The organism is Oceanirhabdus sp. W0125-5, assembly GCF_027938815.1.
In the GTDB taxonomy this organism is placed as follows: Bacteria; Bacillota; Clostridia; order Clostridiales; family Clostridiaceae; genus Oceanirhabdus.
This window is the reverse complement of the sequence record NZ_CP115913.1, coordinates 3518950-3537140: the sequence shown is the minus strand read 5'-3', so window position 1 is coordinate 3537140 and position 18191 is coordinate 3518950. Positions and strand designations below refer to the sequence as shown.

The following is an 18191-nucleotide window of genomic DNA, read 5'->3' as shown; positions in this document are numbered from 1 at the left end:
ATAATAGCAAGTGAAGCTCGGTTCAATCACCTCACGTAGCAACAAAAACTGTACCAGTTTTTGTAAGGTTACAGGTGACTTTCAAAAATTGGAATCTTTGATTCAATTTTTGTTGCTGTAAAGCCAGGAGATAAGTTAGAAGTACATAAAATTAAAATAGGAGAAAAAATTATAAATTTAGGAATACAGCTTTGCAGAGAAATTCGTTTTCCAGAACAATGAAGGTGGTTAGCATTAAATAATGCAGATATATTTATATATTTAACAAATGCCATACAAGGAAAAGGTCTTTTGTCCTTGTGAAGTCATTTAATTAGTAGAGATGCAGAAAATCAACAGTTTTTAAAAAGTACTAATAATGCGAATAAAAATCAGCATTGTCCTAGTATGCTAATTAGTCCTAGTGGAGGTATAATTGAAGAGGTAATATCACATAAAGCAAGTTATTTAAAAAAAGAAATTGAAATCAATAAGGTATGTAATTGGTACATCGAGCAATGTGGAAATGATATTGTTAAATTAATTAAAGGGATGGAAGATAAAAAAGGATTTGAGCTAAAGCGTAAATTTTAAATAAGGTCAACAGTAAAGGAGAAATATATATGATAATATTGCAGGTTGCAGATTTACATATCTCAAAACAAACAGATTCATCAATTATTAAAAGTAAAATAGACAAACTATATAAAACGATTTCAGAAAAAATTTCTGAACATGAAGAGTTACTTTTTTTGATATGTGGTGACGTTATTGATAAAGGCGACAAAGAAGATGAATGTGTAGATACGAAGTTTAAAGTGGTAGAGGATGTGTTAAATTATATTAGTGAGATTTTTAAAAGTTTTAAATTAAGAATTGAATTTGTGCCTGGTAATCATGATATTCATCAAGGAAGTTTTGATGAATTTAATGATTTAATTAGTAAATATAACAATGGAGAATATTGCTTCAACAACGATAATACAGGAATACTAAGAAATTATGACGACTTTGATATATTGCTTATAAACTCAGTTTTTCATTGTAACAGAGAATATGGAAAAGTTGATTTGAAATGCCTTGATAAACTTGATAATTACAAACCAACTATAATAGTGCTTCATCATACATTTTTAAGTGAAAACGATAATGATAGTTCTGCGATAAGAAATGCATACAGGTTTTTTGAAAAAATAGAGGGAAAGAATATAATTGCTATGCTTCATGGTCATACGCATGGTTATAAGGATATAAAAATAGGAAACAAATGTTATGTTGTAGGGGTTGGTCCGTTTATTAAACCTATTGAAAACGTAAATAATCAGTTTAATTTAATTGAATTAAACGGAAATTGGATACAAAAAATTAGTAATTATCGTTATAATGCAGATATGGATAAGTACACAGCAGAAATTGTTTTTCTTGAGGAGAACCGAACAGCTTTTTCAGGAGAATCTGTTAAAGAAGTATACGAGAAAGTTGTTGTAGAAACAGAAAGAAGAAAATGTATATATAATATAGGTATTAATGTTAAAACAAAATATCAAAATTTTGAGAAAGAGATTATGGATAATTTTAAGGAGAATATTGAGATTGCAAAAGATTGGCAAGAAAAAAATGTTCCTGAGAGTCTATATTATAACCATGGCATGTATATGAAAACTGAAGATGTATGGGGGATTGAATATATTATTGAAGAGTTAAAAGCAAAGGCGACAAGTAGTAGAGCAATAATTCCTTTAATTAATTTTTCCGATGTGGCAAAAAGTAAAGATGATTTTCTTCCATCAATGGATGTTATTCAGTTTGGATTCAAAGATGAATCAAAGACAACAGTGTTTCTTACGGTTTACTTAAGAGCATTAGAAGTTAAGAATTTCTTAAAGATTAATTTATGTGAAATATACTTAATGATAAAAGTTATTAAAGAAGAAATTAGATCAATTGATTCAATAAATGTTAATATTTTTGCTTTTAGAGCGCAGTATAAGGAGAAATATGGGTGTTTCAAAAAAGCGGCTATTGATCATTTAAGTGAATCGGATTTAACAATTAAGTTAATAGATAAAGAATATCAAGATATTATAGTAATGCTTAAAGAAAAGCTAGATTTGAATGAAACTGTTATACAGGATAAAGGGTTAACAAGTTTGAATAGTGCGATATCATCAGTTGTCAAAAGAGGTTCATGTTCTGAAGAGTTACTTAAGTATAATAAGTATATATTGGAAAGACTTGATGAACTCAAAAAAGAACGTGAAAAAACTTCTAATTATGATTATATAGAAGCACTTGAGAAGGCACTATCTGGAGCGATAAGTGAATTTATAGAGGTTTTAGAAAAGGAAGGTAGGGATGTTGGTGGACATTAAAAGCATAATTGAAAAACAAAAGCTATTTGATAGTATGCATAAAGGAAACTTTAATTGGGATGAACCTATTAATGAATCAAATTTAAATATGTTACAGTATTTAATTATCTGTACACTAGGGGAACTTGGTGAGGCGTCTAATATTGTAAAAAAGGTTGTTCGTGGTGATTGTAGCCTTGAAGATGTAAGCACAGACTTATCAGAAGAAATTATTGATGTGTTTATTTATGTAATAAAATTGGCGTATCAACTTAACATCGATATAGAAAGCGAATTTTTGAAAAAATTAAAAAAAAATGAGAGCCGATTTAAAAATTATGAGAGGATAGAATAATGTCTAGAAGATATGAAATTCAGATAGAAATTGAAAATCAATGTTTACTTAATTGCAAACATTGTTCATCTTTAACGATGCGACACGCTGCAAAGAAGGAATTTATTGAAACAGAAGTATTTGAGTTTTTAAGTCTATTTAAAGGATCTACTTTCTTATATTTTACAGGTGGGGAGCCACTACTAGATTTAGGTATAATTGAAAAAATAAGAAAGATTAATTTTAAATACCCTAATATAAATATTGGACTTTATACTTGTGGAATAATAAAAACTAAAAATGTAGTCTCACCTATTTCAATAAGTAGGGCTAAAGATATGAAAAGAGCAGGAATAAAAGAGTGTTATATTTCTCTATATCATGAAGATGAAAAAATTCATGATTATATTACAAATTTGAAAGGCTCTGCTATTGCGACAAAAGAATCTATTTGCAATTTGCTGAGTTCAGGAATTGACGTTAAAATTCATCTAGTTGTTAATAAATATAATGTTTTTAATTTAAGAACAACATTGAATGAAATTAGTAAACTTGGTGTTAAAGAAATAAGACTTCTGAGAATGGTTAGGTGTGGAAGTGCCGAGGAGTATTGGGATGATATTGGTGTCGCTTATAAAGTGCAAAATAAATCGATTATAGATATTATGAGTGAAAAGGATAAGTTTAAGACTAGGATAACAGTATCAGGATTTCCAGAAATTTTTCCATGTAGACCATTTGTAGATTCTATCAAATGTCAATCGGGAATAAATGTGCTGTATATTACACATGAGGGTGATGTTTATCCATGCGCATGTACTAAAAATGGCACTAATTTTTTAATTGGGAAAATTAGTGAATTGAAAAAAATTAAGAATTATATCTCTAAAACTTATGATATTGATTATTATGAAGAATGTTTAAATCCTATACAAGAATAAGAAAAATTAGATAAATTATTGTATTTTTAGTAAAAGGAGGTAAGGGGATGGGACTAAAAAGAATGCGATGTGACATAGGAAAGACTATTAGTGATGTAAGTAAAGAAGTTGGTATTTCAAAAGAATATTTAAGAGATTTTGAGAGCGGACGACGTCAATTAGAAATGGATGATATACAAAAGTTAAGCAAATGTTATGCTCAAGATACAGATAAGATTTATGAAGAAATAAAATCTATGCGTAAAGAAAGTGAGCGAGATATTGAAAGTATGTCGGAAGCTATAAGTAAATATGGATATTTTCCCAACGCACAAAGGGCTATCGATAAAGAAATGAAAATATTTCTTTATTTGATGAATGATATATGGGATGAATTCAATAAAAAATATTTTGGGAATATAGAGGATAATCCAAATAGTATTGTTGAAAAGATGCTAGACTTCAAGTATTCTTTATTAAAAAAAGAGGCTCTTAAATATAATAATAAGTGTCAACCCAATGCATTTATATATACATATAGTATAGAGTCTAGTCCGAAGCAATGTTGGATCGAGATATACAGTGGAGACGAGACGAAAGGTGGATACTGGCTTATGTTGATAAAAGATTTTGGGGTAAATATATTAGCATATGACTTTCCAGAAGAATTTGAAGAGTTAGTGATTAAGATAAAAAAGAAGATGGGAGATTCAAAACAAGACCTTAGAATATTTCATTACTATCCGAACGAATATGTAGAAATAAATGAAAAAGGAAAGCAGTTATTTAGATCTGAAAACATTCATTTCAAGATTAAAGAAAAAAGAGGAAATAGGCTTTATCGAAGAATAATGAAAGCTAAAGACTTACCTAATATGTTTTTTAGGAGTAATAGCGATTGTAGGTGCAAAGAGCATAAAAAAGGTATCTGTCCAATGAAAAGCGATGTTGTTCCTAATGAAGATAATGGTTGTTCATATTGTGAAGGTATAATGAAATCCTGGGAAGCTAGAGAATTTATAATTGGAAAGATAACTGATGACAAGTTCAGAAATTTAAAAAGTTTTTATGAGTTTAAAGAAAAGTATACTGAACATGGAAAAATGTTTTATGAAAAGTATAGAGAAGAATCAGAAAATATATATAGATACGCATACATATTTAGTAATTTTGAAATTCACGCATCTGATAATATCAAGATATATAATGGAAGTAATTATGAAAATGGAAGGCATAGAACAAAAATCGCAAAAAATATGGGGATTGAAATACCAGTTTTATGGGGTACTTATGAAAAGATGGATGAAGAGTTAATAGAGTAGTAGCAATATTAATTTTATAAAAACAACACTATCTAACAGCATAAGTTATTTTCATGTCTACGCAAGGTACGTTGAGTATCATGAGGATAGTCAAGGAATATGGCGCATTAAAAAACTCTTGCTAAATCAGTTGGAATGTCAAGAAATATTAAATTAGAAGCAAGCAGTGTGCCTTAACAGTCACCTTGCAAGGTGACTGCTACCTGTCGAGTTAAGATGTTGAATTTTGAAAAAATAAATAGAAAATAATTAAAATTGTTAAGGTTGAAGAGGTTATGAGTAATCAACCATTGTTAATTGAAATTCACAGACACAGCATTTCACCCCATCCACTACATTCCTGGTGTGAAAAGCTGTGTCTTAAAACGAACAAGTTCGTCGGTAAACCTCCTCACTAGGGTGACAGGCATTTGTAAAAAGATGTAATTAACTAGAAAATCAAACCTACGTATAAATACATATCTAATAAAAATATCAGATAAAGCAACAAGAAATTTACATACCATTCTAATTTATTTAAGTACCCTCGGGTGCTTATTTTTGCAGTTATGTAAAAATAAGCTGGTGACTTTAATTTAAATCCTTTATATAAAATTAAAATAAATATTAAGAAAAAAATCGGTGATTAAAAATGGAAATAAAAATTCATAATTTTAATCATCAATATTACCTATTAATGGTGTTAAAGTCGTATAAATCAACGAAAGAATAGGATTTGAGATGGATTTGATTAATAAAAAATAATGAAAAAGTAAGTAAAAAACAATAAAAAAAACAGTGCCATATAATATGACACTGTTTATCCGTTTGTGAAAGTCATGATATTTGTTTTATTGTTCTATTTGTAATTAAGCGACCCTGAAATAATCAGGGAGCTATCAATATTACTTCTTAGAAGAATATTTGATAACTAGCTTAAATCCTAATGTTTCTAGAATCAATGAAAATATCATACTTTTCACCTCCAAATTGTATTAATACCATTATAGACAAGTCTTTACTTTCTGGCAATGGTAATGTATGGACATTAGCAACAGCACGTATAATAACTGTCTAACAAAAAATCTCAGACACAGCACTTCACATCAACACTCACAAGTTCATTCCTGGTGTGAAAAGCTGTGTTTGAAAATCTATAAGGATACTTTGAACAAACTTACCATCTGCGATAATTTAACCAGAAGAAAAGGTATTTAATCTAAGCGCCAAAATAAACCTAACTTCATACGCAGAAGGTAAACTAGTCCAAAGGGCAGCAGCACCAGTAAAAATTTAATAACAACAAATGTTTGTTAGTATCATTGATATTTCTATTATAAAATCAATTTCCACTGAAGCTGCTAATTATAAAAACTACAAGGAAATTTTGGACAAACTTTAAGAGAACTCATAACTTCGTACACTTAAAACTTGTCCAAAACAAAGAAAATATATCACCCCAACCCCTCAAGGGGAAGGAAAACAAAGGAGCTTGCCTGTTCATTAACAGACAAGCTCCTTTGTTTTCCTTTTTTCAATATTACAAGGCATATTATTTTACTTATTGAAACCCATATTTGAAAACAAATAATTATGTACAATATCATTAATATTTCTCAACTTATTATATAGGGTTTTAAGTACAAAACTAAACTTATACATACCTTAAACACATTGATACGCTGTGATTTTGGGATATGTATAAATTAAAGTATACTATAAAAAATTTATATTTAAATATCCCATTACTTATTTTAAAAAGTTATATAAAGTTATATCAGTATTAGTGTTAGTAGTATATACAATTCTTATAAAAAGAGAAATCAATTTCGCACCCTAAGGACAGGCGATTCATTAAGGCTTTCTAAGATTTAAGAGTTTTCCGATTCTCTCCAACCTCTAAAATCTAAGAAAGTCTATAATTCATCAAAGCCAATCCTTTGGGTACCCGCTTTGACAAGCACTGGAAGATAAATTTTGAATATAAACATGTATCATGATAAGGATTATTATAATACAACAAGAAAACAGGGCTAGTCCATTGATTTCACTAGGGTCATTTCTCTTGGGTCCTTCTGGGGAAAGCCTCTGAGGGTCAGATCTATAAGGAAGTTTTGGACCAACTTTAAAAGAGCTCATAAATTCGCACCTTTAAAACTGGTCCAAAAACATATTGACTTCTTATCCCGCCCACCATCCCAGGGCTAAAGGGTATTCCTTTGGGGTCAAACAAGGGTGGACTTGCTTCCAGTACTTCCAATCATGGACTAGCTATTCCTATAGACTGTTCCATACTTGGGCACTGCAAGCAGGTCCACCCTAAGGTTTTCATTTTAAAAAAAATTTTTAATAAAGATAAATTAATTTCATACTGTTTACAGAACACTTGTTTGTTAATAGGAAATATATTACAATTAAAGTATAGACACAGCGAGACGTTCTAACTTGAAATTAAAACATAAAATCATGATATATTTAAATGACTTTATATTATTAAGAGTTTATAGGAGGTGTTATTATAGAAGCTAAATTGAAAAATATGAATGATAATATTGAGGAGTTAGTCCTAAAAGCGAAAGAGGGAGATAATGAAGCAGCAAAGATAATAATTGATAAATATAAAGGATTTAGTGCGACTTGTTGCTAGACAAAATCTAAATGTAGGTTTAGAAAACAAAACTAGCCTAATCAATAACGATTAGAACTGTTATTACGATAGGTAGAATGATAGGGTAACGCCTTGAAATGCCTTCTCAAAGGATACGACTAGCAGTAATATGAGTAAACATAATATTGTTAGGAGCTCGTTAAAAGGCCTAGTATCTACCGTAAGTAGAGAAATTTCTACACGAAAACCGAACCAGAGGTGGTCGAGTAGTATAGGGCTAGGGTCTATAAAATATCTATGGTTAGGATGTATTTAATGTACTGACAAAGTTGGGAATGTACGGGTCTAAACTTTGACTATTTAGAAATGAATAGGACACATAATGTGTTGTAAGTGTGGGTGAGTAAAACTTTAATCTATGAAAACTCATATAGTGTTAAAGGCACTATCAAGCTTACAGGCTCAAACCAACGACCTAAGGATATATGAACAGATAGTAATAACGGAACAAGGTAAACTTAGGATATGAAGGTTTTACTACCTATGAAGTAGTGATAAGGAAAACTAACAAGTATAACTTATCTTAACCTAAGTGAAAGTGGTGGCACAGTACCAATGAAACTCTAATAATAAGGAGTGGAGGGATAGCCACTAGACAAGTGTTCTTTGATAACTAAATACTGAATGATATTAAGGTTCGAGTAAGACTAAGAGAAGGAAATCCAAATAGGATAACTAGGAGGAAAATACTGACTTAATGGAAAGCAGACTAATGAAGAGACAGAAACTAAGGAACAATGAATATTATGATATGCAAGAAGTCTTTGATGAGTTATATGCAGATAGTACAAACAACCTGAGATTCAGGAAACTTATGAAGCATATAAGCTCAGATAATAATATAAAATTAGCCTATCGTAATATTAAGGGGAATAAAGGCTCTGTTACTCCTGGAATTGACAATCTAAACATGAAATTCATTGAAAAAATGGGTATTGATAACTATATACAACATATCAAAAAGAAACTAAATAACTATTCACCTAAAAGTGTAAGAAGAGTTGAAATTCCTAAACCTAATGGTAAAACAAGACCACTAGGAATACCCTGTATTGATGATAGAATAATACAACAATGTATTAAACAAATATTAGAACCAATATGTGAGGCTAAATTTCATAATCATAGCTATGCTTTTAGACCGAACAGGTCGACTAAACATGCAATAGCAAGAGCAAACTTTGTAATGTGGAAAATGAAATTACATTACGTAGTTGATGTGGATATACAAGGTTTCTTTGATAACGTAAACCACAATAAATTAATGCATCAATTATGGTTTATGGGAATACAAGATAAAAACCTGCTAAAAATATTGGGCAAAATATTAAAATCAGAAATTCAAGGAATTGGAATGCCGACAAAAGGAACATCTCAAGGGGGGATAATAAGTCCATTATTATCCAATATAGTATTAAATGAATTTGATTGGTGGATTAGTTCTCAATGGGAGTCGTATAGTAGTCATAATATATATGCTAATGTAGGTAATATGCACAGAGTATTAAAGAATTCTAATTTAAAAGAAATGTGGATTGTACGTTATGCTGATGATTTTAAAATATTCTGTAGAGACTGGAGAACTGCACAGAAAATTTTTATAGCGTCAAACAATGGCTTAAGGAAAGGTTAGGTTTAGAAATCAGTAATGATAAATCTAAGATAACCAATCTAAGGAGAAATTATACTGAATTCTTGGGTATAAAATTAAAAGTCAATCTAAAAGGTAACAGATATGTTAATAAAAGTAGAATGACTGATAAAGCCAAAAAGAAAACTACAAAAGAACTTAAAGAACAAATCATAAAAGTACAGAAAAATACAACCACAAAAGAAGTATCAAAATTAAATTCAATGATTTTAGGAAGTCATAATTACTACAAAATGGCTACCTTATCAAGCTTGGATTTTGCAGAAATAAAATTCTTAGTTATGAAAACCTTAAAATGCAGACTTAGACAAGTAATGAACAAACGACCTAAGATATCTAAAACTTTTAAAAAACTCTACGGGGATTATAATGGTAAATATTTCACTGTGGCTGAAATTACAATTTTTCCAATAGGAAAATGTAAAACAGACCCACCTATGAATTTTTCACAAGATATCTGCAACTTTACAGAAGAAGGCAGAGTAAAACAACATGAGAAATTAAAAGGATTTAACCATTTAATCAAATACCTATTGAATAATGTAAACCAAAATGAAAGCACCGAGTACAATGACAATCGTATCTCGTTAATAGCTGGACAAAGAGGTAAATGCTATGTAACAGGTAAAAAATTAGAGATAGGTGATATGGAATGTCATCACAAGAAACCTAAATTTTTAGGTGGAACTGATGAATATAAAAACTTACTATGGGTTAAAAATGGAGTACATAAACTTATACACTGTACTAAAGAGGAAACCATAGAGAAGTATATGAAAATGTTGAATTTAGACAATAAAGGTTTAAAACGTGTCAATTCATTAAGGAAGTTAGTAGGAAATTCAGTTATTTAGTTAAAGAAAAGAATATTTGTTGGAGCGCCGTATGAGCAGGAAACTCTCATGTACGGTGCGAATGGGGGGAAAGCTTGGAGATAACTTCAAAGAGTTACCTATCCATATTTATTAATGAAGCATCAAAGTACAGAATCCCATCTTACCAATTTGAAGACATAGTCCAGCATGGGTACTTAACAATCATAAAGAGCATAAATTTATATAAACCTAACTCGAACTCATTCAATGGGTATGCTATTAATGCAATAAGAAACAACATAAGATATCTGCTAAGAGGAAACATCAGACACTTCCGAGAAATACCAGATGAATCAATTCTAGAAAAAGATGCCCAAGATTATTGTTTAACTATTGAAGATCAGATAATTGCATATGATGAAGTCAAAAAGCTTTATGAAGCACTAGATAATCTAACAGAAGATGATAGGAATATTATTAATGAATTTTATTTTAATGAAGGAAACATGAAAGAATATGCTGAGAGCAACAATATTAAATATCGTACTTTAATGCATAAAAAAACACAAATTTTAAGGAAACTAGAACAAATTCTAAACACTCATGAAAAATCATAGAAGATTACATATATATAATTGAATGTATTTATAGTAATACTGTAACGGATAGGAGGGGCCACTATGTACGAGGAACTGGTTAGATTAACTAGTACAGTGGGGTTCCCAATAGCAGTGTGTATATATCTACTCGTCAGATTTGAGAAGAAAATTGAAGCTCTCAATAAATCTATCACAGATCTCACAGTCGTTATAACTACCGTTGTAGGAAACCAAGAGAAATAGGTGGCAAAAAAATTGCTGCCTATTTCTTTTTTATATGTGAAATTAATCAGAAAGAGCATATATACATATGAAATTAAAAGAAAGGAAGTGATAATCATGGCTGTAACTAACACAAGAGTGGATAGTGATTTAGTAATAACTGTAAAGGTAGGTTTAAAACCTTCAGGAGCTGACGACTTAAGAAACTTTAAGTTTTCAAAGCTAAAAATTGATGCAACAGATGAAGCTGCTTATGCAATAGGTGCTAAAATTGCTTCTGTATTACCTTATGAATTGAAGGCAGTACAGAGAGTAAATGATAATATGTTGATCAATGCTTAAAGCAGAAGATGAAATTGAGTAGAATTACTCAGCTAGGGTATTTATTTAAAAATGCCTAAAGTAAATTATGAAAGGAGAGAAAACCATGAAAAAACTTAGTATGAAGTTTGTAACATCAAGTGATGAGGTAACTACTTTAACTATCAATGAAGTTCGTGAAGACATCACAGATGCAGAAGTAAATTCTCTAATGGATGAGATTATTACTCAGGATGCATTCTATTCAACTAGTGGATCGTTAAAGAAGAAAAAGGGCGCTAAGATTATAGATGTGACTGAGACAGCAGTAGAGGTTCTGTAGAAACAAGCCAGTAGTCGATTTGACTGCTGGTTTTTTTTGTAAATAATGACTCGATATATATTGAGGATGAGTATATTTTCTTTATCACAGATAGTGAACAAAAGAGTTATATTATGTATGATAGGATAATATCAATAATTGGATTTAAATTTTGGTCTTTTATCCTTGTCAAAATAAATTTTATCTACATTAAAGACTTGACTTTGAGGAATATATTTATATTCTATAACTATATTACCCAAGATTACTCCCATTAATCCTGCATCAGCATGGGCATATATTTTATCATTAATAACTTCCCATTCAACACCACTAGTAAAAACAACATAAGAATCTGGAACAAAATATTCAGCAAATTTTTTGTCTTTTCTAACAGTATAATCATTGCCATTAATCTTAAAATATACCAATAAACCATCTTCATTTTTAGTTATTTTTGTTGTAACTTTTTCTTTAATAATCATTAATGGGTTAGCTATAAAATATTCTTTATAGTCGAGAGTTTCAAGTGGATTTATATTAATTATATGTATCTCTTCATCACGCAAACCCGTTCCAGTTGCTACAGTAGAAATTATAATCAGTTCATCAATTTTATCATTATTCACATCACTTAATATAAGTACAGGATTTTGGTATGGACTTGTAAGGCTATACCAACCTATATAGAAATTTCGTACATCATCTTTAATTTTTAATATGAATTTAGTATATAGTCCTGGATAATCACAACTTCGTATTGCATATAATTTTATATTTTTTTCTGGTAAGGAAGCTATTAGTTTATACTTTTCATCTGAAAACTTATAATATTCATCACTTGTTCCTTCATCTTTTACATATGTATTATTTTTATAAATGCATTGATCCAAAGGTGTTGCAAAATTTTGTAACGCTAAACAACTAATTAAACTTAAAGAAATAAATTTAAATAACATTTAGTTAATCACCTCGGTTATACTTTATTATATTATTTAAAAACTATTCTTAGTTTGAATAACGGGTTCAGTTTTGAGGTGCAAATTGAGATTTTACAATAAGTTTTTAATTAAAAATCGCAATCAAAATCATTATGAAAAGCTCTTGAAAATTCAGGAGCTTTCTATATATTTAGTTAAATATATATGATTCTCATTTTTAAATTTTTGCATGTTTAAGAATAATGGGAAATTGAATATTGACTGTATAAGTGTAATAAATTTTCTTATATACTTAATTGGAAATCTTTACCCTTTAAATTATCATAATAAGATTTAGTTGCAGAATAATCTGTTATTTGATTACATTTTAAGTACAACTCTTTTAAATTGGTTAAATTACTTAAAGGGGATATATCTATGATTTGATTGTTGGCTAAGTCTAGGTGAGTCAGGAGAGTTAAATTATTTAAAGGAGATATATCCTTTATTTGATTCTTACTTAAATGTAACTCGTCTAAAGAGGTTAAACTACTTAAAGTTGATATATTGGCTATTTGATTACTGGATAAGTATAAGTAATACAAATTAATTAAATTACTTAAAGGTGATATATCAGTTATTTGATTTTTATCTAAATGTAACTTATATAAATAGCTTAACTTACTTAAAGGCGAAATATCTGTTATTTGATTTTTATCTAAATTTAACTTAGATAAATGGGTTAAATTATTTAACGGTGTTATATTTGTTATTTGATTTCTAGCTAAATCTAACTCACTTAAATACGTAAAATTACTTAAAGTCGATACATCGCTTATTTTATTATCACTTAAGCTTAAATAACGTAAGTTAGTTAATTTTTTCAAAGGTGATATATCTGTTATTTGATTATTTCTTAGAGATAAACTCTTTAAATTAGTAAAATCCCCCAAAGGCGATATATCGCTTATTTTATTAGCGTACAAGCCTAAGCCACCATTTAAATTAGTTAAATTACTTAAAGGTGTTATGTCAGTTATTTGATTATAGCCTACGTATAAGTAAGTCAAACTAGTTAAATTACATAAAGGAGATATATCTATGATTTGGTTCTTACATAAATATAACGAATTTAAAGCGGTTAACTTACTTAGAGGCGATATATCTGCTATTTGATTATAATCTAAGGCTAAGTAGGTCAAATTAGTTAAATTACTTAAAGGTGATATATCTGTTATTTGATTACTATGTAAGGCTATATAGGTTAAACTAGTTAAATTAATTAAAGGAGATATATCTGTTATTCGATTAAGCCCTAAATCTAGTGAAGTTAAATTTGTTAAATTTTCTATTCCAGAAATATTTCTAATGTCAGAGTTTTGCGAGCTGAGTTTTTTTATTATCGCAACATCTTTTTTAAAGATATCTCCACAAGGTTTTTTTATATGTTTTCGTATTGCTTCTTCTAAGGCATCGTCCTCAAATTTAACTATATCATTCTTAAATACAGTTTTTGAAGCTTCAGCAAATGGAATTGTTACTGAGATTGTAAATAGTAGAATTAAGCTTGGTATTAATATTTTAATTCCTTTCATCGTTTCTACACCCTTTTTTATTGTTATAATATTAGATTTGATTTTATTGTTTGTTAAATATTTTTGTGATATTCATTGTAATATTATAGGCACTTTTTATAGTTAAAATTAAATAGAGTTATAGAATACTGTGCATATTTGGGATTATAAAGACATCTCAGATGCAGAAGTAAATTCTCTTATGGATGAGCTTATTACTCAGGATGTATTATATTCAACTAGTTGATCTTTAAAGAAGAAAAAGGGCGCTAAGATTATAGATGTAACTGAAACTGAAGTAGCGGTTCAGTAATTATAGAAAGCCAGCAGTTTGATAACCAACAGGTTCACTTTTGAGGTTCAAAAACTGATTTCACTCTGATTTTCATGTGCAAATTCTCACTAAATTTCACCTTGAAATCACAAAAGGCTGTAAGAAAAGTTCTTACAGCCTTTTGTTTTATTGCTCTTTTACTGCATAATATAAGAAGAATGTGCAACAAATATATTGATTATTTATTCTCCATATTGTCCATTCGCCTTGATAACATTTGCAAACTTTCATTAATATCATCTGTATATTGCAATATCTCAACAAAATAGTGTATTATCCCAAGTGAAGGACATAATCGCCCATCTCTAATACTTAAAAAACCTTTTGACATGAGTTGGTTAATGTTATCATTTAAATCCTTAATGCTCATATTAATAGTACATTTCTCTATTATATAATAAAACGCATCTTCTATACTAATATCGTTTATACCTGCTACATCCAAAAATATACCATCCACAAGTTTTATACTCTTTCCTCTATGTAGTTGTAAAATAGCTAGCATAACTAAATACTCAGTATCCATACCTATTCTCCTATTCTTAAGTTATTACATAATATATTACTATTATGATATAATCCTATACTTAATATTATAGAATATTTTCCTATAAAAACGCATGAAAAATCACAACGTTAATAAATTTATTAATGCTGTGATTTTGATAGTGAAATATATTATAATTTTAAATAGTATATTTATTAACTAAGAAACCACCACGTTTCTAGTTGTGGTGATTTTAAATGTGAAATCTATTGATATTTTTAAAATTGCACCTCAAAAGTGAACCCGTTGGTTTGATAACTGCTGGTTTAATTTTTTTGTTAAAGAATAGGGGTTGTAGATTTGTTTCGAGTAATGTAAGAAAGCTCATTATATGAATAATGGGAAGTTAATAACTATGAATATTTACTAAATCTCTAATATGATAGTGCCACAAATTTAGAAAATATGGATTAACTGAGCTACACATTGTGCAAGTTTTGTTCGAACAGACAAATTGTAATTTATTACTTAAGTATATAATTAGAATCTAATTACTAGATTCTAACCAAAATTACTGATAATATATATCGCTTTTCTCCCATACACCATTTTTCATTGAAAATATCGCTCTTAATTCTATATTTACAAATTCACCCCAATATCCCATTACTACCTTGTCTGTCTCAAAATCAATCCATTCAAGAGAAACCATATAATTTCGAATATCAAATTTACCTTGTTGAAAAGAAGTCTTACAAAATTCTTGTACTATATTATCAATTTCTCTAATAAGCATTAAAAAACTTACTACTACATCATCACTAGTGTTTTCATATCCTTCTATTTCAATAGAAAAATCTAATTCACAGGAATCAATTAATACTATTTTTTGTGTTTTATCTGCTTTCTCCCATGCTTCTAAAATAATATTTTCAGGATATCGATTCATTTTAATTTTATATTTTGGATTCACCATTTAATTTTACTCCTTCAAAATGTCTTATAAATGTTTGTCTCTGTTTAAAAATTAAAGTTGATATTATATTATCAATAAAAAGAAACCCTTAGATTAAAATCTGGGGATTTAGATAGTGATATTTGTTTCGTTATAAGAGTTATTTTGTGCAGCATTAAGTATTTTCTACTCAACACTAAACTGCTTTATTATTCAATTCGTATATTCTATTGAAAATAAATATAATAAAACAATATTTATCAATCTTCTTTTATCACTTAATTCATATTTTCCAATACTCTTACAATCAACATAAAATTTTACTTTTACTGTGGAGAGTTATCCGCATCAACATTCACCCTCACTCAATTTAATAACGTCGTTTCTGCATTGATTTATGTACCAATTTGATATCTCATCTAGCTCTATTGTCCTTCTAAAAGCAGTTACTTCGTCTGAAACTATTTCTTCAATTATCTCACCACTTGGAGAAATTAACATAGTGGGACAATGTTGATTTTTATTTGCATTATTTGAACTTATAAGAAATCTTATATTCTCAGCAGCCCTACTAATAAGATGACTTCTCCATACTGAAATATCACTTCCATTAATTGCATTTGTTAAATATACAAATACTTTTGCTCCTTTTAATGCTAGCCATCTCCACTGCTCTGGAAACCTTATCTCTCTACATAGTTGAATTCCAATACGTACTATACTGTTTTTAATAAATAATTCATACACTGGTAGTTCATTTCCAGATTGAAAATAACCCCTTTCATGTGTTGCTAAATTTATTTTTTTGTATGTAAAATCTTTACTAGTATATGAATAGCATATACCTGCATTATACCAATTACCATTTTCAAAAATACATGAGCCATATATCAGGTGAATCTTTCTATTTAAAACCTCGTTCTTAAGTTGTTTCATTGCATATTCCAGTTTATGCGTATCAATATTTTCTAGAAAAGAAATATCATCAGAGTAACCAGATAGTGCTCCCTCAGGTAATACAACTAAATCATCTATTTCTGATTTTTCTAAAATTGAAATTATATACTTTAAATTACTATCAATATTAAATGTTATTGGAAATTGGGCTACAACCACTGATAAATCCATAAAACCTCCTAGTTATATGTGAATTAAAACTATCTATAGATGTCAGATAACAATGCACATTTCAGAATATTCCTTGAATGCTTACTTTGTAGTAGTCATTGTATCCTCTCTATGACGCACTTCAAATAAATTATACCATATTCAACCATTCTCTTAAGGCATAATATGATTACATTACGAAACATTATAACATAATTTTATTTAATTTTTGCAAATTGTGGATTATTTAAAATAACTCAAGCTCAAATGACGTATAGAAATGCATTCATTTCAACACTTCTTTTAAATAAATTTTTATATACTTTAACTTCTTGTTATTATCCTAATGGATACTAGTATAATTAATAGTTATAACGTTTCTGATTGTTGACTTTCCTTCTATTTATGTTTTTTTCACTCCTGAATTTTCATTCAACCATCTTTCTATAGTATCTCGTATTTCAAATCTATCTCTCGATTCTTTTTGTTCAATTATGTCCCAACTATGATCTTCTCTCACAACTGATAATTCAAGTCCATACATTCCATCAGGACATGAATCAGGATACCATCCTAAATCTATAATTAGGTGCTCTTTAGGAATATACCAAACACCTTTCCGTAAATCCATTTTTATGATTTGTAAAATATCTTGGGTAAAATAGTCCCAGTTTTCAATAAGATTATCACATTTTTCTGATTTTATTGGTTCTATGTCATAAAATTTGTTATAGCAAACTGCAAATCCCTTAGGTATTCGCAATGGCATAAGTTGTATTTTATCCATACTACACATCCTTTAAACGATTTTTCATAATCATTATCTTCTATAATTTTGTTATATACAGCACTTCTTTCGCATAACTATGGTATTTTTGAAACTCACAAATCAAGTATTATTTTTTAACTGCTCATTATAAACATAACTTACCTATTAAATTATAAATCAAATAAGTAATAATCTACAATATATAAACTGATTAAAAATAAATAGTGAATCGTTAAAAGGATATTGAAAAGTTACATTTAGAAATAATATTGTTAGAAAACAAGGGGGGACCTGCTTGTGGTGCTCAACTATGGAACAGCAGCTTTAGTTGCTAGTCCGTGATTGATTGTACCAGGAGCAAGTCCACCCTTTAAAGACCCCAAAGGAATACCCATGAGTATGGGATGGGGGGAGGGAATAAAATAGGGCTTTGGATAAGCGATTGTCCAAAACTTCCATATAGATTAAGACCCACAGAGCTTTACCCTATAAAGACTTCAGAGAAGTGACCCTAATGAAATCAATGGACCAGCCCTTTCATTAATATTGTTTTAAAAATAATTCATATAATCGTATTTCGTGT

Annotated in this window: 17 protein-coding genes; 11 read left to right on the top strand and 6 right to left on the bottom strand. The window is 29.0% G+C overall.

Translation table 11 applies throughout. From position 1 onward, the window contains the following. The first annotated feature begins 387 nt into the window (after positions 1–387). The 11 genes from OW730_RS16365 (at position 388) to OW730_RS16320 (ending at position 11483) form a co-directional block, all read left to right on the top strand. On the top strand, positions 388–573 hold the full coding sequence (locus OW730_RS16365) for a hypothetical protein (RefSeq protein WP_271225123.1): 186 nt from the start codon (positions 388–390) through the stop codon (positions 571–573). A 29-nt stretch (positions 574–602) separates the two neighbouring features. After that, complete coding sequence (locus OW730_RS16360) at positions 603–2351, top strand: metallophosphoesterase family protein (RefSeq protein ID WP_271225122.1); 1749 nt, start codon at positions 603–605, stop codon at positions 2349–2351. Further along, positions 2335–2685, top strand: a complete 351-nt coding sequence (locus OW730_RS16355) for a MazG nucleotide pyrophosphohydrolase domain-containing protein (RefSeq protein WP_271225121.1) — start codon at positions 2335–2337, stop codon at positions 2683–2685. The genes OW730_RS16360 and OW730_RS16355 overlap by 17 nt, the downstream gene beginning before the upstream one ends. Next, positions 2685–3605 (top strand): radical SAM/SPASM domain-containing protein, encoded by a 921-nt coding sequence (locus OW730_RS16350; protein WP_271225120.1) that lies wholly within the window; start codon positions 2685–2687, stop codon positions 3603–3605. Before OW730_RS16355 ends, OW730_RS16350 begins: the two co-directional genes overlap by 1 nt. 47 nt (positions 3606–3652) lie before the next feature. Then, on the top strand, positions 3653–4906 hold the full coding sequence (locus OW730_RS16345) for a helix-turn-helix domain-containing protein (RefSeq protein WP_271225119.1): 1254 nt from the start codon (positions 3653–3655) through the stop codon (positions 4904–4906). 3344 nt (positions 4907–8250) lie between these two features. Next, the gene (locus OW730_RS26860; RefSeq protein ID WP_333781225.1) at positions 8251–9186 is read left to right on the top strand and encodes a reverse transcriptase domain-containing protein; all 936 of its coding nucleotides are present in this window, start codon (positions 8251–8253) and stop codon (positions 9184–9186) included. A gap of 62 nt (positions 9187–9248) precedes the next feature. Then, positions 9249–10058, top strand: coding sequence for an HNH endonuclease (locus OW730_RS26855; protein ID WP_333781224.1), 810 nt, complete (start codon positions 9249–9251; stop codon positions 10056–10058). A 74-nt stretch (positions 10059–10132) separates the two neighbouring features. Next, positions 10133–10636: a sigma-70 family RNA polymerase sigma factor gene (locus OW730_RS16335; protein ID WP_271225118.1), complete on the top strand. Its 504-nt coding sequence runs from the start codon at positions 10133–10135 to the stop codon at positions 10634–10636. Positions 10637–10699: 63 nt separating this feature from the next. Continuing rightward, positions 10700–10861 (top strand): YvrJ family protein, encoded by a 162-nt coding sequence (locus tag OW730_RS26945; RefSeq protein WP_271225117.1) that lies wholly within the window; start codon positions 10700–10702, stop codon positions 10859–10861. A 36-nt stretch (positions 10862–10897) separates the two neighbouring features. Beyond that, entirely contained in the window at positions 10898–11182 is a 285-nt protein-coding gene (locus OW730_RS16325; RefSeq protein ID WP_271225116.1) for a DUF1659 domain-containing protein, read from the top strand. An 85-nt stretch (positions 11183–11267) separates the two neighbouring features. After that, on the top strand, positions 11268–11483 hold the full coding sequence (locus tag OW730_RS16320; protein ID WP_271225115.1) for a DUF2922 domain-containing protein: 216 nt from the start codon (positions 11268–11270) through the stop codon (positions 11481–11483). Positions 11484–11614: 131 nt separating this feature from the next. Here OW730_RS16320 and OW730_RS16315 read toward each other — a convergent pair whose 3' ends face one another. From OW730_RS16315 to OW730_RS16290, 6 genes are all read right to left on the bottom strand, one after another. Then, complete coding sequence (locus OW730_RS16315) at positions 11615–12421, bottom strand: hypothetical protein (protein ID WP_271225114.1); 807 nt, start codon at positions 12419–12421, stop codon at positions 11615–11617. Between the two features lie 266 nt (positions 12422–12687). Further along, the gene (locus tag OW730_RS16310) at positions 12688–13977 is read right to left on the bottom strand and encodes a leucine-rich repeat domain-containing protein (protein WP_271225113.1); all 1290 of its coding nucleotides are present in this window, start codon (positions 13975–13977) and stop codon (positions 12688–12690) included. A gap of 491 nt (positions 13978–14468) precedes the next feature. Then, positions 14469–14816, bottom strand: coding sequence for a hypothetical protein (locus tag OW730_RS16305; RefSeq protein WP_271225112.1), 348 nt, complete (start codon positions 14814–14816; stop codon positions 14469–14471). Positions 14817–15348: 532 nt separating this feature from the next. After that, complete coding sequence (locus OW730_RS16300; protein WP_271225111.1) at positions 15349–15753, bottom strand: hypothetical protein; 405 nt, start codon at positions 15751–15753, stop codon at positions 15349–15351. Between the two features lie 327 nt (positions 15754–16080). Further along, the gene (locus OW730_RS16295; RefSeq protein WP_271225110.1) at positions 16081–16860 is read right to left on the bottom strand and encodes a carbon-nitrogen hydrolase family protein; all 780 of its coding nucleotides are present in this window, start codon (positions 16858–16860) and stop codon (positions 16081–16083) included. Positions 16861–17242: 382 nt separating this feature from the next. Beyond that, positions 17243–17626 (bottom strand): hypothetical protein, encoded by a 384-nt coding sequence (locus tag OW730_RS16290; protein WP_271225109.1) that lies wholly within the window; start codon positions 17624–17626, stop codon positions 17243–17245. Between the last annotated feature and the right edge of the window lie 565 nt (positions 17627–18191).